Genomic DNA, 19,503 nt, shown 5'->3' with positions numbered 1-19,503 from the left:
TGTGATGTCCGGAACCTCGGTCAAGTCCCTGCTGAACGAGACGACGACCGTCGTCCTGAGCCCCGGATACGAGGGTGCCAACATCGGCACCATCATCGGCTTCAAGCATGTCAACTACCTGGTCGAGAAGGCCGTCATCGAGCACTTCAGGCGCAGCGGGCTGCCGGTCGGCCGGCTGTACGAGGAGAACGGCCTCGGCTTCGACGTCACCGCGATCGACTCCCGGCTGCAGACCGCCCTGGTGGTGGACGACGAGGCGGTCTTCGAGGTCAGCCCGGTCACCAAGGACGGCGCCACCGAGCTGTCGTTCAAGGTCACGGTCACCGTCGAGCGGGAGGGCGCGCAGAAGAAGGCCGTCACGTCCAAGGTGAAGGTGGCGCTGCGGTACGACGAGAACGACGTGCGGATGCTGCGCCGGCTGCCGGTCGCCGAGGGCCTGGAGCAGTTCGTCACGCCGCGGATCGGCGGGGCCGAGCCGGGCGAGGCGGTGGCGTCGGTCGGCGAGCCGCTGGTCTCCGGCGGCTCCACCGACCGCGACCCGGTGCTCGACCAGCTGCTGGCCGGACAGAACGCCTACGGCTGGAAGTTCCGCATCCCCTACCCGTACGTGCACTTCTTCGACCGGCTCCAGATGTCGGGCTACCTGCGGCTGATGGAGGAGGCCAAGCACCGCTTCGTGGACGCCCGGGGCATCTCGATCCGCACGCTGCTGGACGAGCAGAACCACATCCCGGCGGTCACCCACTCCAAGGTGACGCTGCTGGACGAGGCGCTGCTCGAAGAGGACTTGTACATCGTCTACACGGTCGACGACATCTTCAAGAACCTGCTCTACACCTCCCGCCTGGACTACTACGTGGTCCGCGACGGCCACCTGGTGAAGACCGCCACCGGCACCATCACGCACGCCTACGGCGTGGTGGAGAACGGCAGCAGCGGCCGGCTCGTCACCTTCGACGAGCGGGTGCTGAACGCCTTCAACAACACCGGCGACACCGTCAGCGCGGCAGGCCGGTGAGCGCGGTGGCAACGGCGGTACGCCGCCCGGTGATCACCGGGTGGTCGGCGGTGTCGCCGTTCGGCATCGGCCGGGACGCCTTCGCCGAGGGCGCCAGGACCGGCCGCCCCACGGTGGCGGTGCTCGACGGCCAGGAGTGGGACGGCCCCGACGAACACGCCTGCCTGGTACCGGGGTTCGTGATCAAGGAGGTGCTCGGCAAGAAGGGCACCCGCTCGATGGACCGGGTGACGGGTCTTGCCGTCACCACCGTCAGGGAGCTGATCGCGCAGAGCGCCGGCGGCGCGGAGGCCGTCGCCGAGGCGGGCGAGGGGGTGGCCCTGGTGCTGGGAACCACCACCGGCAGCGCGCAGAGCATGATGGACATCACCCGCGACACGCTGGTGCACGAGAAGCCGTTCTACATCGACCCCTCGCACATCCCGAACGCCATCATGAACTGCGCGGCGGGCCAGTGCGCGATCTGGTACGGCCTGAAGGGCCCCAACACCACCGTCGCCGCCGGCCGCGCATCGGGCCTGCTGGCCCTCAACTACGCCCGCAGGCTGCTCGCTTCGGGCCGCGCGCAGACCGTGCTGTGCGGCGCCGTCGAGGAGTATTCGACCGCCCGCTCCTGGCTCGAATGGCACACCCGCACCGCCGACGAGGGCGCCTCGGTGCTCGGCGAGGGCTGCGCCGTCCTGCGGGTGGAGCCGGCCGACACCCTCCCGGACGGGACCGGGCTCGCCGAGGTCATCTCCGTGACCTCCGCGGTCGTCGGGCCCGGCGGCATCGCCGACTCCCTCGCCCAGTGCGTCCGCCGCGCGCTGGCCCGCGCCGACCTCACCCCCGACGACATCTGGGCCGTCTCGCCGTCCGCGCCGGCCGGCGTCGCCGGCGAGCGGGAGCGGCAGGCGCACCAGGAGGTGTTCCACGGCCGGCATCCGCGCCGTATCCCCTCCCCCGGTCCGATCGGTGACACCGCCGCCGCGACCGCGTCGTTCCAGATCGTCTCCGTCCTCAGCACCGCACGCGACGACCCGCAGGCCCGCGGCCGCGTCGCCCTCATCACCTCGGTGGACCGGGACGGCGTGCTGGCCTGCGCCCTGCTGCGCCTGCTGTGACCCGTCCGACCTGTCCGTCCCACCAACCGAGCCTGCCGAGAAGGGAATTCACCCATGTCGATCTCACCGCCTGACACCGGTGCCGCCGCCGGTCTTGACAAGGAGGAGTTGCGCGAGACCGTCGCCGGCATCCTCGACATCGAGTCCGCCGACGTCACGGACGAGGCGCACTTCATGGAGGACCTCGAGGTGGACTCCCTGATGGCGCTGGAAGTCGTCGTCGCGCTGGAGAAGAAGTACGGGGTCAAGTTCGCCGAGTCCGAGCTGCGCGCCGTGGTCTCCCTCCAGCAGGCCCACGACCTGCTGGTGCAGAAGCTCCCCGCGTCGTGACGGCGGCGGCGACCGCCGGCAACGCGGTGGAGGGAAGCGGCGCGGCGGACGTCGTGGACGGGGGCGGCGCGGCGGACGTCGTGGACGGGGGCGGCGCAGTCAGTCCGGTGCGCGCCGCCATCCGGGTGGTGCGAGCCGGCAGCGCCGACCCGAGCGCGCCGCGAGCCCGCGCCGAAGTGCACATCGCCGCCGCGGAGCCGGTGTTCGCCGGCCACTACCCGGACTTCCCGATCTTCCCCGGCGTGTGCGTCGTGGAGTGCGTGCACCGCTCGGCGCTCGCCACCGCGCCGGGCGGCGGCGCCCGGCCGGGCGCGGGACTCACCCTCACGTCGCTGGACTCCGCGCGCTTCGTCGGCGCGGTGTTCCCCGGCGACCTGCTCGGCATCGACATCAAGTGGACAGCCCTGGACGACGGTTGGAAGTGCGAGGCGCAGGCGTCCACCGACCGCGGCGTGGCCGCGAAGGTCCGGCTGCGGTACGGGACGGGAGGGGCCGCGTGATCAACGCCGCCGAGATCAAGGGGCTGCTCCCGCACCGGTATCCGATGCTGCTGGTGGACCGGGTGCTCGAACTGGTCCCCGGCGAGAGCCTGGTCGCCCTCAAAGCCGTGACCTGCAACGAGCCCTGGTACCAGGCGCTGGGCGAGGACGCGGTCGAAGAGCAGTTCAGCTATCCGCAGACGCTGCTGGTCGAGTCCTGGGGACAGGCCGCCGGGCTGCTCGCCGTCCAGCCGGGCACCGCCGCGGCGGGCCTGTCCGACCAGGTGATGCTGGCCGGCGCGATGTCGGGCGTGGAGTTCCTGCGCCCGGTCTGCCCGGGGGACGTGCTGGAGCACCGGGTGCGGGTGGTCAGGGCGCTGTCCGACGCGGTCATCTTCGAGGGCGAGAGCCTGGTCGGCTGGGATGTCGTGATGCGGCTCTCGCACATGGTGATGGCCTTCCGCCCCGGCGGCCAGCTCCGGCCGGCCCACCCGCAGACGAACAGCCCCGGGTAACGGGTAGCCCGCAAGAGCAGAAAGGCAAGCACATGTCCGAGAACACGCAATCCCCGGCCGCGGAAGCCGCGGAATCCCCCGCCACCAAGGTCGCTCTGGTCAGCGGCGGCTCGCGCGGAATCGGCCGGGCGACCGCGCTGCGGCTGGCCCAGGACGGATTCGACATCGGTTTCTGCTACCGCTCCGACGACCAGGCGGCCAAGGAACTCGACGCGGAGATCGCCGGCCTCGGCGTGCGGTCGCTGGCGGTGAAGACCGACGTGTCGGACAGCAATTCCGTCCGCGCGTTCGTCGCCGAGACCGAGGCCGCGCTCGGACCCGTCGACGTGGCCGTCACCTCGGCCGGCATCACCAGGGACAACCCCCTGCTGATGATGCCGGACGAGGACTGGAACCAGGTCATCGACACCAATCTCAACGGCGTCTACCACGTCTGCCGCGCGGTCATCTTCGAAATGATGAAGCGCAAGTCCGGCTCCATCGTCAACATCTCCTCGGTGGCGGGGGTGTACGGCAACGCCACCCAGACCAACTACGCCGCCTCCAAGGCCGGCATCATCGGCTTCTCCCGCTCGCTGGCCAAGGAAGTCGGCCGGTACGGAATCCGGGCCAATGTGGTCGCCCCCGGATTCATCGAGACCGACATGACGGCCGGTCTCAACGAGAAGGTCAAGAAGCAGGCACTCCAGTCGATTCCGCTGCGCCGCCTCGGCCGCGCCGAGGAAGTCGCCGACCTGGTGTCCTTCCTGGTCTCCGAGCGGAGTTCCTACATCACCGGCGCCGTGTTCCAGATCGACGGCGGCATCATCATCTGACGCTCCACCTCACACCGGAGTTCTCCCATGGCAAGGAAGAAAAAGCAGCCGCGCTGGTACTTCTCGCTGCGCAGCCCGTACTCGTGGTTCGCCTACCGCGAGCTGACCGAGCGTTACGCGGACGTCGCCGACGCCATCGAGTGGATCCCGTTCTGGGAGCCGGACGCGGTCACCCAGCAGCTGCTGGACGCGGCGGACGTCGAACTGCCCATCGTGGCGATGTCCCGGGCGAAGAATTTCTACATTCTCCAGGACACCGCGCGGCTGTCGAAAGAACGTGGCCTGAAGATGACCTGGCCGATCGACAAGGACCCCAATTGGGAGGTGTCCCACCTCGCCTATCTGGTGGCCGCCCGTGAGGGCCGCGGCCGGGAGTTCATCGACCACACCTACCGGGCCCGCTGGGAGGAGAGCCGGGACATCACCAAGCGCGAGACGATGGCCGAGATCGCCGGCCAGATCGGCCTGAGCCCGGCCCTTCTGGCCGACGCCATCGACGACCCCGAGATCCGCGCCCAGGGTGTGGAGTGCCTGACGTCCTCCTATCAGGACGGCCTGTTCGGGGTGCCCTTCTTCGTGCACGGAAGGGAGAAGTTCTGGGGTGTCGAGCGACTTCGTCCTTACGTTGCCGCATTCAGGGGCCAGGAGATCGAAGAGGTGGAGCGATCTTGGCAGGACTATGCCGAGCTGCCCCAGTTCTCCGCGGCCGGCGGCGACACTGGCCATGCCGGCGGCTGCGGCTGACAGAACGACTGACGGCCTGTCCGCATTCCGAGTGACACCCCGGCGATGAGCGTCCGGATAGGGCCATCAGATCTCGTCAGCGATTCATTGTGAGGCGTACAGCTATGTCCGATGTGCAGGAGTCCGCGCTGTCACCGACCACCGTGCCGGAGCTGTTCGCGGCGCAGGTGCGGCGTTCGCCGGGGAACACCGCGGTGGTGTGCGGCGCGGACTCGCTGTCGTACGCGGAACTCGACGCGCGGGCGAACCGGTTGGCCCGGTACCTGATGGAGCGGGGTGCCGGGCCGGAGCGGATGGTCGCGCTGGTGCTGCCCCGGTCGCTCGATCTGGTCGTCGCGGTGCTGGCGGTGCTGAAGTCCGGGGCCGCGTACGTCCCGGTGGATCCGGATTACCCGGCGGAGCGGATCGCGATGATCCTCGCGGACGCCGATCCGGTGCTGGTGGTGGATGCGGACCTGCTGGAGGTGGACCTGTCCTCCTACGGGCCGCAGGAGGTGGCGCCCGAGGAGCGCACCGGCCCGCTGACCGGGGACTCGGCGGCCTACGTCATCTTCACCTCCGGCTCCACCGGGCGGCCCAAGGGTGTGGTGGTGCCGCACCGCAACGTCGCCCGGCTGTTCACCGCCACCGAGCCCTGGTTCGGTTTCGGCCCGGACGACGTGTGGACGCTCTTCCACTCCTTCGCGTTCGACTTCTCCGTCTGGGAGTTGTGGGGCGCGCTGCTGCACGGCGGCCGGCTGGTCGTGGTGCCGTTCGCGGTCAGCCGCTCCCCCGAGGAGTTCCTGAGCCTGCTGGCCCGGGAGCGGGTCACCGTCCTGAACCAGACCCCGTCGGCGTTCTACCAGTTGATGCAGGCCGACCGTGAACACCCGCAGATCAGCCGTCAGTTGGCGCTGCGATATGTGGTGTTCGGCGGCGAGGCCCTGGACCTGCGTCGGCTGGCCGACTGGTACGCCCGGCACGCGGACACCGCCCCGGTGCTGGTGAACATGTACGGGATCACCGAGACCACCGTGCACGTCAGCTACGTGGCCCTGGACCGTCCGACCGCTGCCGCCGCGACCGGCAGCGTCATCGGACAGCCCATCCCCGACCTGCGCACCTATGTCCTGGACTCCGCCTTGCAGCCGGCTCCGGCAGGAGAAGCAGGCGAGCTGTACGTGGCCGGGGCGGGTCTGGCCCGCGGGTATCTGGGCCGCCCGGGACTGACGGCGGATCGTTTCCTCGCCGACCCCTACGGCGAGCCCGGCAGCCGGATGTACCGCACCGGCGATGTCGCCCGCCGCACGGCGGACGGCGTCCTCGAATTCGTCGGCCGCGCCGACGACCAGGTCAAGATCCGCGGCTTCCGCATCGAACTCGGCGAGATCGAGGCGGTGTTGCTCGACCACCCCGAGATCGCCCAGGCCGCCGTCGTCGTCCGCGAGGACCAGCCGGGCGACCAGCGGCTGGTGGCCTACGCCGTGCCCGCCACCGGGACCGCCCCTGACACCTCCGCGCTGCGCGCCCACCTCGCGAAGACCCTGCCCGACTACATGGTCCCCGCCGCCTGCGTCCTGCTCGACGCGCTGCCGCTGACCGTCAACGGCAAGCTCGACCGCAAGGCGCTCCCCGCACCGGAGCTGTCCGGGGCCGGCGGCGCGGGCGGCCGGGGCCCGCGGACCCCGCAGGAGAAGATCCTGTGCGGGCTGTTCGCCGAGGTGCTCGACACCCCCGGCGTCGGCATCGACGACAGCTTCTTCGACCTCGGCGGGCACTCGCTGCTCGCCACCCGGCTGGTCTCCCGGGTGCGCTCGACGCTCGGCGTCGAACTCACCGTGCGCAGCCTGTTCGAGACCCCGACCCCGGCGCTGCTGGCCGAGACACTGGCGGGCGCCGGACTGGCGCGGGCCGGGGTGGCGCGCTCGGAGCGGCCCGAGGCCGTCCCGCTGTCCTTCGCACAGCGCGGCCAGTGGTTCCTGAACCGGTTCTCCGAGGGCGACGCCTCCTACAACCTGGCCTTCGAACTGCGGCTGCGCGGCACGCTCGACCGGGCGGCGCTGGAATCCGCGCTGCGGGACCTGGCCGGCCGGCACGAGAGCCTGCGGACGGTCTTCCCGGAGATCGACGGCATCCCCCGGCAGGTGGTCCCGGCCACCGCCCGGACCACGCTGACCGCCTCCGACGTGACCGGCCCCGGGCTGCCGGCGGCGCTCGCGGCGCAGGCCGGCCGCGGCTTCGACCTGGCCGTCGAACCGCCGCTGCGCGCCCACCTGTTCACGATCGGCGCGGCCGAGAACGTACTGCTGCTGACCATCCACCACATCGCCGCCGACGGCTGGTCGCTGGCCCCGCTGGCCCGCGACCTGTCCACCGCCTACGCCGCCCGGCTGCGCGGCGAGGCCCCCGGCTGGGCCGATCTCCCGGTGCAGTACGCCGACTTCAGCCTCTGGCAGCACCACACGCTCGGCGCCGACGACGACCCAGACAGCCCGCTGGCCAGGCAACTCGACTACTGGAAGCAGCAGTTGGCGGGCCTGCCGGAGGAGCTCACGCTCCCCGCCGACCGCACCAGGCCCGCGCAGAGCTCCGGCCGCGGCGGCACCGTGGACTTCCGGCTCGGCCCGCAGCTCCAGGCCGGACTGGCCGACCTGGCCCGTGCCAACGGCGCCAGCCTCTTCATGGTCGTCCAGGCGGCCCTGGCCACCCTGCTGACCCGGCTCGGCGCGGGCACCGACATCCCGCTGGGCACGCCGATCGCGGGCCGCACCGACGAGGCCCTGGACGACCTCGTCGGCTTCTTCGTCAACACCCTCGTGCTGCGCACCGACACCACCGGCGACCCCACCTTCCAGCAGCTGCTGACCCGGGTCCGGGACACCGACCTCGCCGCTTACGCCCACCAGGACCTGCCCTTCGAGCGGCTGGTGGAGGTGCTCAACCCCGAGCGCACCACCAGCCGCCACCCGCTGTTCCAGGTGATGCTGGCGCTGCAGAACAACCCGAGCCCGGTACTCGAACTCCCGGGCATCGAGGGGGAGCTGGAGCAGCGCCGAACCCCCACCGCCAAGTTCGACCTGACCTTCGACCTGGTCGAGCGGCAGGACGCGGACGGCGGCCCTGCCGGTGTCGAGGGCGTGGTGGAGTACAGCACCGAGCTGTTCGACGAGGTCACCGTCGAGGGCCTGGTGCGGCGGCTGGTGCGGATCCTGACCGCGGTCGTGGCCGACCCCGCGCAGCGGATCGGCCGGCTCGAACTGCTGTCGGGGGCGGAGCGCGACCGGGTGCTGGTACGGCGCAACGACACCCGGCGCGAGCTGCCGCCGGCCACGCTGCCCGCGCTGATCGAGGCCCAGGTGGCGCGCACTCCGGTGAACACCGCCGTGGTCTTCCCCGGCGGGCAGCTGACCTACGCCGAACTCAACGCCCGCGCCAACCGGTTGGCGCGGCTGCTGATCGCCCGGGGCATCGGCCCGGAGCAGACCGTGGCGCTCGCGCTGCCGCGCTCGGTGGAGATGATCGTCTCGCTGCTCGCGGTGCTCAAGGCCGGCGCCGCCTACCTCCCGGTGGCCCCCGACTACCCGGGCGAGCGCATCACGTTCATGGTGACCGACGCCGGGCCCGCGCTGCTGATCACCACGCCCGACGTCCTGCGCGACCTGCCCGCGGGCCTCGGCACCGAGCAACTGGTGCTGACCGCGGACCTGTTCGCCGAGCTTGCCGCCCGGCCCGGCCACGACGTCCAGGACGCCGAGCGCACCGCGCCGCTGGCCGTCGACCACCCGGCCTACGTCATCTACACCTCAGGCTCCACCGGGCTGCCGAAGGGTGTCGCCGTGACGCACCGCGGCATCGCCAGCTTCTCCGCGACCGAGGTGGCCAGGTTCTTCGTCGCCCAGGACAGCCGGATCCTGCAGTTCTCCTCCCCCAGCTTCGACGCGGCCGTCCTGGAGGTCTGCATGGCCCTGCCGGTGGGCGCCGCGCTGGTGGTGCCGCCGCCGGGGCCGCTGGCCGGCGAGCTGCTGGCCGACGTGCTCGCGGAGTACGAGGTCACGCACGCGCTGATCCCGCCGGCCGCGCTGGCCAGCGTCCCGGCCGTCGAACTGCCCGCGTTCCGCACGCTGATCGTCGGCGGCGAGGCCTGCTCGGCCGAACTGGTCGCCCGCTGGTCGGCCGGCCGCCGGATGGTCAACGCCTACGGGCCCACCGAGTCGACGGTCGCGGCCACGATGAGCGCCCCGCTGTCCCCCGCGCCCACCGCGCCGCCGATCGGCCGCCCGGTGTGGAACACGCGGGTGTACGTCCTGGACGAGGGCCTGCGGCTGGTGCCCGACGGGGTGCCGGGCGAGCTGTACATCGCGGGCGCCGGCCTGGCCCGCGGCTACCTCAACCGGCCCTCGCTGACCGGCGAGCGCTTCGTGGCCGACCCCTTCGGGCCGCCCGGCAGCCGGATGTACCGCACCGGCGACGTCGTCGCCTGGACCGCGGACGGCCAGCTGCGCTACGCCGGGCGGGCCGACGGCCAGGTCAAGATCCGCGGCTTCCGGATCGAACTCGCCGAGGTGGAGGCGGTGTTGGCCCGGCACGACGGGGTCGGCGAGGCCGTGGTCGTGGTGCACGAGGACCGGCCGGGCCACCGGCAGCTCGTCGGCTATGTCGTCCCGGCGCCCGGCGCGGTGGCTCCCGACCTCGGCGTGCTGCGCAAGTACGCGGGCCAGAGCCTGCCCGACTACATGGTGCCGGCCGCCCTGGTGGCGCTGGACGAGCTGCCGCTGACGCCGAACGGCAAGCTGGACCGCAAGGCGCTGCCCGCGCCCGACCGCGGCGGGACCGGCTCGGGGCGGGCCCCCGGCACCGAGCGGGAGCGGCTGCTCTGCGAGGTCTTCGCGCAGGTGCTCGGGGTGCCGCAGGTGAGCCTCGACGACAACTTCTTCGACCTGGGCGGCGACAGCATCGCGTCCATCCAGCTGGTCAGCGGCGCCCGCAAGGCGGGTGTGGTGATCACCCCGCGGGACGTCTTCCGGCACCGCACGGTCGAGGCGCTGGCCGGCTCGGCGACCCTGGCGGCCGACGCCGTGGGCGGGACCGCCGGCGCCGCGCCTGACAGCGGCACCGGGCCGGTCCCGCTCACCCCCATCATCAAGTGGCAGCAGCAGCGCGGCGGTCCGGTCGGCCGGTTCAGCCAGACGACGCTGATCCGGGTGCCGACGGGGCTCGGCCTCGAACCCCTGACCACCGCGCTCGGCACGCTGCTCGACCACCACGACGCGCTGCGGATGCGGCTGAACCGCCCGGCGGGCGGCAGCGACTGGCAGCTGGAGGTCGGGCCGCGCGGCGCGGTCGAGGCCGCCTGCTGCGTGGTGCGGGCCGACGTGTCGTCCCGCACCGAGGCCGAACTGCCCGCCGTCATCAGGGCGGAGACGGACAAGGCGCTGGACCGGCTGGCCCCGGAGACGGGATCGATGGTCCAGGCGGTCTGGTTCGACGCCGGGCCGGGCCGGCCGGGGCGGCTGCTGCTCGCGCTGCACCACCTGGTCGTGGACGGGGTGTCCTGGCGAATCCTGCTGCCCGACCTCGCCGCGGCCTGGCAGGCGGCGCGCGACGGCCGGCCGGCCGGGCTGCAACCGGTCGGGACCTCGTTCCGCCGCTGGGCCGAGCACCTGACGGCCTCCGCGCACGACGAGCGGCGGACCGCCGAACTCCCGCTGTGGACGGCGATGACCGGGCAGCACGAGCCGCTACTCGGCAGCCGCCCGCTGGACCCGGCCAGGGACACCACGGGCAGCGCGCGGTCGCTCACCCTGACCCTGCCGCCCGAGCGGACGGGTCCGGTACTGACCACGGTCCCGGCCGCGTTCAACGCGCGGGTCAACGACGTGCTGCTGACCGCGCTGGCGCTGGCCGTCGGCAGCTGGCGGCGACAGCGGGGCGGCGGCGGTGCGGGCGGCGCGGTGCTGCTCGACCTGGAGGGGCACGGCCGGGAGGAGTTCGCCGACGGGGTGGACCTGTCCCGTACGGTCGGCTGGTTCACCAGCCTGTTCCCGGTCAGGCTCGACCCCGGCCCGATCGGCCTGGGCGACGTCAGGGCCGGCGGCAGCGCCGCGGGCGACGCCCTCAAGCGGGTCAAGGAGCAGTTGCGGGCGCTGCCGGACAACGGCCTCGGCTACGGGCTGCTCCGGCACCTCAACGCCGGGACCGGCGCGGTCCTCGCCGACCGGCCCGCTCCGCAGATCTCGTTCAACTACCTGGGCCGCTTCGACACGTCGCAAGGCCCCGGGGTGCCGGACTGGACGGCGGACCCGCTGGCGGACGTGCTGAGCGCCGGCGCGGACGCGGCCATGCCGCTCGCGCACTGCCTCGAAGTCAACGCGGTGACCCGGAACACCGCCGACGGGCCGCGGCTTGAGGCCGTCTGGTCCTGGCCGGACGGGGTGCTGGCCGAGACGCACGTCCGCGCCCTCGCCGAGTCCTGGTTCGACGCGCTCGACGCGCTGACCGCCCACGCGGGCCGGGCCGGTGCCAGCGGCTGGACACCCTCGGACCTTCCGCTGGTGTCCCTGTCGCAGGCCGAAATCGACTTGTTGGAATCCGAGTGGAGGAACTCCTCATGAGTACGTCGGGACTTGCTGACGTTCTGCCCCTGTCCCCGCTGCAAGAGGGCATCCTCTTCCTCGGCCTGTACGACGAGGGGGCCGTCGACGCCTACACGGTGCAGCTCGGCTTCGACCTCGAAGGACCGCTCGACCCGGCCGCGCTGCGGGCCGCCGGGCAGGCACTGCTGGACCGCTACCCGAACCTGCGGGCCGCCTTCCGGCACGAGAAGCTCAGCCGCCCGGTGCAGGTGATCCCCCGGCAGGCCGCACCGGAGTGGCGGGAGACCGACCTCGCCGACCTGCCGAGGTCCGCCCGTGACGCGGCGCTCACCCGGCTGCTCGACGAGGACCGCGCCCGGCGCTTCGACCTGACCCGGCCGCCACTGGTCCGCTTCAACCTGGTCAGGCTGGCCGCGGACCGGCACCACCTGGTGATCTCGCTGCACCACATCCTGCTCGACGGCTGGTCCTTCCCGCTGCTGGTCAACGACCTGTTCGCGCTGTACGAGAGCGCCGGCGACCCCGCCGGGCTGCCGAAGGTCACCCCTTACCGCGACTACCTGTCCTGGCTGGCGGCGCAGGACCGTCCGGCGGCCGAGCGGGCCTGGCGGCGGGCGCTCGACGGCGTCACCGAGCCGACGCTGCTGGCGCCGGGCGCGAGCAGCGGGGTGGCGGTGGCGCCGCGCGAGCTGACCGCCGAGCTGCCCGCGGAGCTGACGGCCGCGCTCACCGCGCTGTCCCGCAGCCGCGGCTGGACGATGAACACCCTGGTGCAGGGCGCCTGGGGCCTGCTGCTCGGCTCGCTCACCGGCCGGGACGACGTGCTGTTCGGCGCCACCGTGGCCGGCCGGCCGCCGGAACTGCCGGGCGTGGAGACTATGGTGGGGCTGTTCATCAACACCCTGCCGGTCCGGGCCAGGCTCGACCCGGCCGAGCCGGTGGGCGGCTATCTCGCCCGGCTCCAGGACCAGCAGACCGGCCTGATCGAGCACCAGCACCTCGGACTGACCGAGATCCAGCGGCAGTCCGGGGTCGGCGCGCTGTTCGACACCCTGGCCGTCTTCGAGAACTACCCGCTGGATTCCGACGCCTTGGAGAAGACCGTCGGGGGCGTGCGCGTCTCCGGTTTCTCGGGGCACGACGCCACCCACTACCCGCTGAGCCTGATCGCCTACCCGGGCGAGCGGATCCGGCTGCGCTTCGGCTACCGCCCCGACCTCTTCGACCAGGACGCGGTGCGGGCGGTCGCGGGCCGCCTGGTGCGGATCTTCGCGGCGCTGGCCGCCGACCCCGATCAGCGCACCGGGCGGATCGACGTGCTCGAACCGGCCGAGCGCCAGCGGGTGCTGGAGACCTGGAACGACACCGCCCACCAGGTGCCGGAGGGCACGCTGCCGGCCCTGTTCGAGGCGTGGGCCGCGCGGGCGCCGGAGCGCACCGCCGTGCTGTTCGAGGGCGAGCGGCTGTCCTACGGTGAACTCGACGCGCGCGCCAACCGGTTGGCCCGGCTGCTGATCGAACGCGGCGCGGGCCCCGAGCAGTTCGTGGCGCTGGCCGTGCCGCGCTCGGCCGAGCTGATCGTGGCGCTGCTCGCGGTGCTGAAGACCGGGGCCGCCTACGTGCCGGTGGACCCGGACTACCCGGCCGACCGGATCGGCTACATCCTCCGGCAGTCCGCGCCGCGCCTGCTGCTCACCACGCTGGCCACCCCGACGGGCGCCCTGGACGGGCACGCCGTCGAGACGCTGGTGCTCGACGGCCCCGACTGCCTGGCCGCGCAGGCGCGCCAGCAGGACGGCGGTGTGACCGACGCCGAGCGCCGGGCCCCGCTGTCGGCCGCGCACCCGGCCTACGCCATCTTCACCTCGGGCTCCACCGGCCGCCCCAAGGGCGTCACGGTCACCCACCAGGCCATCGCCAACCGGCTGGCCTGGATGCAGGGGCAGTACCGACTCACCGAGACCGACCGGGTGTTGCAGAAGACGCCGTCCGGCTTCGACGTCTCGGTGTGGGAGTTCTTCTGGACCCTCACCGAGGGCGCGACCCTCGTGGTGGCCAGGCCCGGCGGGCACCGCGACCCCGCGTACCTGGCCGAGCTGATCAGCGCCGAGCAGGTCACCACCGCGCACTTCGTGCCGTCGATGCTGCACGCCTTCCTCCAGGAGCCGGCCGCCGCGCGCTGCACGGGGCTGCGCCGGGTGGTCTCCAGCGGCGAGGCGCTGGCCGGTGACCTGCGGGAGCGGTTCTTCACCGTCCTCGGCGGCACCGGGCTGCACAACCTGTACGGGCCGACCGAGGCCGCCGTCGACGTGACCCACTGGGCCTGCGCCGCCGACGACCCGACCGGCCCGGTGCCGATCGGCCGCCCGGTGTGGAACACCCGCGTGTACGTCCTGGACGCGGCGCTGCGGCCGGTCGCCCCCGGCACGGCCGGCGAACTCTACCTCGCGGGCGTGCAGTTGGCCCGCGGCTACCTGGGCCGCCCCGACCTCACCGCGGCCCGGTTCAGCGCCGACCCGTACGGCACGCCCGGCAGCCGGATGTACCGCACCGGCGACATCGCGCGCCGGCGCGCGGACGGCGCCCTGGAGTTCGTCGGGCGCGCCGACCACCAGGTCAAGGTCCGCGGCTTCCGGATCGAGCTGGGCGAGATCGAGACCGCCCTCGCCGCGCACCCCGACGTGGCCCACAACGTGGTGATCGCCCGCGAGGACACCCCCGGTGACCAGCGCCTGGTCGGCTACGTCGTCGCGGCCGAGGGCGGGGCCGCCGACCCGGCGGCGCTGCGCGCCCACCTCGCGCGGACGCTGCCCGACTACATGGTCCCGGCCGCGTTCGTCGCCCTCGACCAACTCCCGCTGACCGCCAACGGCAAACTCGATCGGGCCGCGCTCCCCGCACCGGAGTTCGCCGGCGGCGCGGGCGCCCACCGGCCGCGCACCCCGCAGGAGGACATCCTGTGCGGGCTGTTCGCCGACATCCTCGGCGTGGCCAGGGTCGGCGCCGACGACAGTTTCTTCGACCTCGGCGGCCACTCGCTGCTCGCCACCCGGCTGGTCTCCCGGATCCGCACCGCGCTCGGCGTGGAGCTCGCGATCAGGACGCTGTTCGAGGACCCCACCCCCACCCGGCTCGCGGCCCGGCTGACCGGCGCCGACCGGGCCAGGGACGGCGTGCGGCCGATGGTGCGGCCCGAGGTCGTCCCGCTGTCGCACGGACAACGCGGGCAGTGGTTCCTCAACCGCCTCGCGGAGGGAAGCGCGCAGTACAACGTCTTCTTCTCCGCGCGGCTCACCGGCCAGGTGGACGCGGCGGCGCTGGAGTCGGCGCTGCGGGACGTGGCCGGCCGGCACGAGAGCCTGCGGACGGTCTTCCCGGAGATCGACGGCGTGCCCCGGCAGGTCGTACGCGCCGAGGCGGACCTCGCACTCGGCCGGACCGCCACCACCGAGGCCGGCCTGCCCGGCGCGCTCGACGCGGAGGCGGCCCGCGGGTTCGACCTCAGCGCCGAACTGCCGCTGCGGGCCCACCTGTTCACGCTCGGCGAGGGGGAGGGCGAGGCCGACAGCGTGCTGCTGCTGACCATCCACCACATCGCCGCCGACGGCTGGTCGCTGGCCCCGCTGGCCCGCGACCTGTCCACCGCCTACGCCGCCAGGACGATCGGCGAGGCACCGCAGTGGGCGCCGCTGCCCGTCCAGTACGCCGACTACACCCTCTGGCAGCACGACACCCTCGGTGCCGAGGACGACCCGAGCAGCCCGCTGGCAAAGCAACTCGCCTACTGGTCGCAGCAGTTGGCCGATCTGCCCGAGGAGCTGGCCCTTCCCACCGACCGCATCCGGCCCGCCCAGACCTCGGGCCGCGGCGGCGCCGTGCACTTCGACCTCACCCCCGAACTCCAGGCGTCACTGACGGCGCTGGCCCGGGGCAACGGCGCCAGCCTCTTCATGGTCATCCAGGCAGCCCTGGCCACCCTGCTCACCCGGCTCGGCGCCGGCACCGACATCCCGCTCGGCACCCCCACCGCGGGACGCACCGACGAAGCCCTCGACGACCTCGTCGGGTTCTTCGTCAACACCCTCGTGCTGCGCACCGACACCACCGGCGACCCCACCTTCCAGCAGCTCCTGACCCGCGTCCGGGACACCGACCTCGCCGCCTACGCCCACCAGGACCTGCCCTTCGAGCGGCTGGTGGACGTCCTCAACCCGGAGCGCTCCACCGCCCGGCACCCCCTCTTCCAGGTGATGCTGGCGCTACAGAACAACCCGAGCCCGGTGCTCGGCCTGCCGGGCGTCGAGGCCGCGCACCAGCCGCTGGACATCGCCACCAGCAAGGTGGACCTCGCGGTCGACCTCACCGAGCTGTTCACCGAGGACGGCGGCCCGGCCGGCATCGCGGCGTTCCTGCAGTACAGCACCGACCTCTTCGAGGAGGAGACGGCCCGGTCGCTGGTCACCCGGCTGACCCGGGTCCTGGAGGCCGTGGTCGCCGACCCGGCCCGCCCGCTCAGCCGGATCGACGTCCTGGACGCCGGCGAGCGCGACCTCGTACTGCGCCACTGGAACGACACCGCGCACGCCGTGCCGGACACCACGCTGCCCGCGCTCTTCGAGGCGCAGGTCGCCCGCACCCCGGACAACACCGCCGTGGTGTACGGGGACTCGGCGGTGTCCTACGCCGAACTCAACGCGCGCGCCAACCGGTTGGCGCGGCTGCTGGTCGAACGCGGGGCCGGTCCCGAGCAGACGGTGGCGCTGGCGCTGCCCCGCTCGGCCGACCTGATCACCGGGCTGGTCGCCGTCGCCAAGACCGGCGCCGCCTACCTGCCGGTCGACCCGGCCTACCCGGCCGACCGGATCGCCCAGATGGTCACCGACGCCTCCCCCGCCCTGCTGCTCACCACGAGCCGCACCGGGCTCGGCGAGCCGGCCGGGGCGCTGCTGCTGGACGACCCGCGGACGCTCGCGGCGATCGAGAGCCAGCCGGACGGCGACCTGGCCGACGACGCCAGGACCGCGCCGATCGAGGCCCGGCACCCGGCGTACGTGATCTACACCTCGGGCTCCACCGGCACCCCCAAGGGCGTCGTCGTCACCCAGCGCGGGGTCACCAACCAGCTGCTGTGGCTGCTGGACACGACCGGGCTGACCGAGTCCGACGTGATGCTGGCCAGGACGTCGGTCAGCTTCGACGCGGCCGGCGCCGAGCTGTGGCTGTCGCTGCTGAGCGGCGCCACGATGGCGCTGGCGTCCGAGGACACCGGCCGGGACCCCGAGCAGCTGATGCGGCACATCGTGCGGCACCGGGTGACCGCCGCGCAGTTCGTGCCGTCGCTGCTCGCGGCGATGCCGCTGGACGAGCGCGGCCGGGGCATCCGGGTGCTGCTGTCCGGCGGTGAGGCGCTGCCCGCGGCGCTGGCCGCGGAGGTCGCCGCCGCCTGGGACGCCTCGGTGGTCAACGTCTACGGGCCGACCGAGACCTCGATCCAGTCGGTGGCAGGCCGCGTCACCACCGGGGGCGTGACCGGAGGGACGGACGGCCGCAGCGCGCCGATCGGCCGCCCGGTGTGGAACACCCGTGCCTACGTCCTGGACGCGGCGCTGCGGCCGGTCGCCCCCGGCGTGGCCGGCGAACTGTACGTGTCGGGCTACCAGTTGGGCCGCGGCTACCTGAACCGCCCCGCGCTGACCGCCGAGCGCTTCCTCGCCGACCCGTTCGGCCCGGCCGGCACCCGGATGTACCGCACCGGCGACCTGGTCAGGTGGCTGGCCGACGGCGAACTCCAGTACCTCGGCCGCACCGACGACCAGGTCAAGATCCGCGGCTTCCGGATCGAACTCGGCGAGATCGAGGCCGTGCTGGCCGCGCAGCCCGAGGTGGACCGGGCCGCCGCAACTGTCCGCGAGGACGAGCCGGGCCGGCGGCAGCTGGTCGGCTACGTGGTGCCCGCGACCGCGGGCGCCGAGGTGGACACCGCCGTGCTGCGCAAGGCGCTGGCCGACGTGCTGCCCGAGTACATGGTGCCGGCCGCCCTGGTGTCGCTGGCCGAGCTGCCGCTGACGTCCAACGGCAAGCTGGACCGCAAGGCGCTGCCCGCACCGGAGTTCACCGCGCGGGCCGCGATCCGGGCGCCGCGCACCCCGCAGGAGGAGATCCTGTGCGGGCTGTTCGCGGAGCTGCTGAAGCTCCCCCAGGTCGGAATCGACGCCAACTTCTTCGACCTGGGCGGCGACAGCATCGTCTCCATCCAGCTGGTGAGCCGGGCCCGCAAGGCCGGTCTGTCGATCGCGCCCCGGATGGTGTTCCAGCACAAGACGGTCGAGGCCATCGCGGCCGCGGCCGGCGCGGTGGGCGGCGAGGTGAGCAAGGCCGCGGACACCGGGATCGGCAAGGTGCCGCTCACGCCGATCATCCACGAGATGCGCGAACGCGGCGGCCCCATCGGCAGGTTCTCGCAGACCTCGTACCTGCACGCGCCGGCCGGGATGACCGCCGAGCAGCTGACGGCCACCGTGCAGGCGCTGCTCGACCACCATGACGCGCTGCGGATGCGGCTGGTCCGCCCGGACGGCGGCGGCCCCTGGGAGCTGGAGGTGCTGCCCGCCGGCGCCTGCAAGGCCGCCGACCGGATCTCCCGGCTCGACGTGACCGGGCTCGGTGCCGACGAGCGGGCCGCGCTGCTCGCCGCGGAGATCGAGTCGGCCGGCGACCGGATCGCCCCCGAGGGCGGCGCCATGATCCAGGCGGTGTGGTTCGACGCCGGGCCGGCCGAGCGCGGCCGGCTGCTGCTGGTGCTGCACCACCTGATCGTGGACGGCGTGACCTGGCGGATCCTGACCGGCGACCTGGCCACCGCCTGGAGTGCCGTGTCGGCCGGCACGAAGCCGCAACTCCCGCCGGTGGGAACCTCGTTCAAGCGCTGGGCCGAGCACCTGGTGAGCGGCGCGCACGACACCAGGCGCGCGGCGGAGATGCCGCTGTGGCAGGGGATCCTCGACACGCCCGACGTGCTGCTCGGCGACCGGCCGCTGGACCCGACGCAGGATGTGATGGGCAGCCTGCGCTACGTCGCCCAGGAGCTTCCGCCGGAGACCACCTCCTCGCTGCTCACCACCGTGCCGAGCGCCTTCAACGCCGGCGTCAACGACGTGCTGCTGGCCGCGCTGGCGCTGGCCGTCGCGGACTGGCGGCGGCGCCGGGCGGGTGACGAGGACACCGCCGTGCTGGTGGACCTGGAGGGGCACGGCCGCGAGGAGTTCGTCGAGGGTGTCGACCTGTCGCGGACGGTCGGCTGGTTCACCAGCATCTTCCCGGTGCGCCTGGACCCGGGGCCGCTCGACTGGGACGACCTGTGGGCCGGCGGCGAGACCGCGGGCGACGCGATCAAGCGGGTCAAGGAGCAGCTGCGCGGGCTGCCCGACAAGGGCCTGGGCTTCGGCATGCTGCGGCATCTGAACCTGGAGACCGCCGCGGTGCTCTCCGACGCGCTGCCCCGGCAGATCGGCTTCAACTACCTGGGCCGGGTCGCGGCGGGCTCGCAAGGCCCGGCCGACTGGTCGCCGGCGCCCGAGCACGTGCCGGGCCTCCAGGACCGGGACGCGCCGATGGCGCACAGCCTGGAGCTGAACGCGCTGACCAGGGAGCACGCCGGCGGCCCGCGGCTGGCGGCGGCCTGGTCGTGGCCGGAGACGCTGTTCGCCGAGTCCGACGTGCGCGACCTGATGGAGACCTGGGGGCGGGTGCTCGACGCCCTGATCGCGCACGTCGAGCAGGGCGGCACCGGCGGCGCCACCCCGTCCGACCTCGCCCTGGTGTCCATGACGCAGGAGCAGATCGACGCGCTGGAGGGCGAGCTCGCGGGCGACCTCGAGAGCGACGGGCCAGAGGACGACGAGCTCGACGAAGAATGGAGCGGCTGACG

9 protein-coding genes are annotated in these 19,503 nt (G+C 73.1%); all 9 read left to right on the top strand.

Translation table 11 applies throughout. From position 1 onward, the window contains the following. Nucleotides 1-4: 4 nt before the first annotated feature. The 9 genes from ACQPW6_RS33325 to ACQPW6_RS33285 all read left to right on the top strand — a co-directional run bounded on the left by ACQPW6_RS33325 (nt 5) and on the right by ACQPW6_RS33285 (nt 19,501). Nucleotides 5-1,018: a hypothetical protein gene (locus tag ACQPW6_RS33325; RefSeq protein WP_433893433.1), complete on the top strand. Its 1,014-nt coding sequence runs from the start codon at nt 5-7 to the stop codon at nt 1,016-1,018. Nucleotides 1,019-1,023: 5 nt separating this feature from the next. After that, complete coding sequence (locus ACQPW6_RS33320) at nt 1,024-2,121, top strand: beta-ketoacyl synthase N-terminal-like domain-containing protein (protein WP_433893432.1); 1,098 nt, start codon at nt 1,024-1,026, stop codon at nt 2,119-2,121. Between the two features lie 54 nt (nt 2,122-2,175). Then, nucleotides 2,176-2,451, top strand: coding sequence for an acyl carrier protein (locus ACQPW6_RS33315; protein ID WP_433893431.1), 276 nt, complete (start codon nt 2,176-2,178; stop codon nt 2,449-2,451). Next, nucleotides 2,448-2,951, top strand: a complete 504-nt coding sequence (locus tag ACQPW6_RS33310) for a 3-hydroxyacyl-ACP dehydratase FabZ family protein (protein WP_433893430.1) — start codon at nt 2,448-2,450, stop codon at nt 2,949-2,951. Before ACQPW6_RS33315 ends, ACQPW6_RS33310 begins: the two co-directional genes overlap by 4 nt. After that, a complete protein-coding gene (locus ACQPW6_RS33305) occupies nt 2,948-3,445 on the top strand; it encodes a 3-hydroxyacyl-ACP dehydratase FabZ family protein (RefSeq protein ID WP_433893429.1) in 498 nt (165 codons plus the stop codon). The genes ACQPW6_RS33310 and ACQPW6_RS33305 overlap by 4 nt, the downstream gene beginning before the upstream one ends. A gap of 32 nt (nt 3,446-3,477) precedes the next feature. Then, nucleotides 3,478-4,260 (top strand): 3-oxoacyl-[acyl-carrier-protein] reductase, encoded by a 783-nt coding sequence (gene fabG / locus ACQPW6_RS33300; protein WP_433893428.1) that lies wholly within the window; start codon nt 3,478-3,480, stop codon nt 4,258-4,260. A 27-nt stretch (nt 4,261-4,287) separates the two neighbouring features. Next, the gene (locus ACQPW6_RS33295) at nt 4,288-5,004 is read left to right on the top strand and encodes a 2-hydroxychromene-2-carboxylate isomerase (protein ID WP_433893427.1); all 717 of its coding nucleotides are present in this window, start codon (nt 4,288-4,290) and stop codon (nt 5,002-5,004) included. A 113-nt stretch (nt 5,005-5,117) separates the two neighbouring features. After that, the gene (locus tag ACQPW6_RS33290; protein ID WP_433894739.1) at nt 5,118-11,594 is read left to right on the top strand and encodes an amino acid adenylation domain-containing protein; all 6,477 of its coding nucleotides are present in this window, start codon (nt 5,118-5,120) and stop codon (nt 11,592-11,594) included. Then, the gene (locus tag ACQPW6_RS33285; RefSeq protein WP_433893426.1) at nt 11,591-19,501 is read left to right on the top strand and encodes an amino acid adenylation domain-containing protein; all 7,911 of its coding nucleotides are present in this window, start codon (nt 11,591-11,593) and stop codon (nt 19,499-19,501) included. Before ACQPW6_RS33290 ends, ACQPW6_RS33285 begins: the two co-directional genes overlap by 4 nt. Nucleotides 19,502-19,503 lie beyond the last annotated feature (2 nt).

The organism is Streptomyces sp. CA-111067, from assembly GCF_050956065.1.
Classification (GTDB): domain Bacteria; phylum Actinomycetota; class Actinomycetes; order Streptomycetales; family Streptomycetaceae; genus Actinacidiphila.
Note: the sequence above shows the minus strand (reverse complement) of the source record. Positions and strands in the feature narration are given on the sequence as shown.

Excerpts from the sequence above, each read along its gene's own strand:
- ACQPW6_RS33295 (WP_433893427.1), top strand. The coding sequence starts at position 4,288 with ATGGCAAGGAAGAAAAAGCAGCCGCGCTGGTACTTCTCGCTGCGCAGC.
- ACQPW6_RS33325 (WP_433893433.1), top strand. The coding sequence starts at position 5 with ATGTCCGGAACCTCGGTCAAGTCCCTGCTGAACGAGACGACGACCGTC.
- fabG (WP_433893428.1), top strand. The coding sequence starts at position 3,478 with ATGTCCGAGAACACGCAATCCCCGGCCGCGGAAGCCGCGGAATCCCCC.
- ACQPW6_RS33285 (WP_433893426.1), top strand. The coding sequence starts at position 11,591 with ATGAGTACGTCGGGACTTGCTGACGTTCTGCCCCTGTCCCCGCTGCAA.
- ACQPW6_RS33315 (WP_433893431.1), top strand. The coding sequence starts at position 2,176 with ATGTCGATCTCACCGCCTGACACCGGTGCCGCCGCCGGTCTTGACAAG.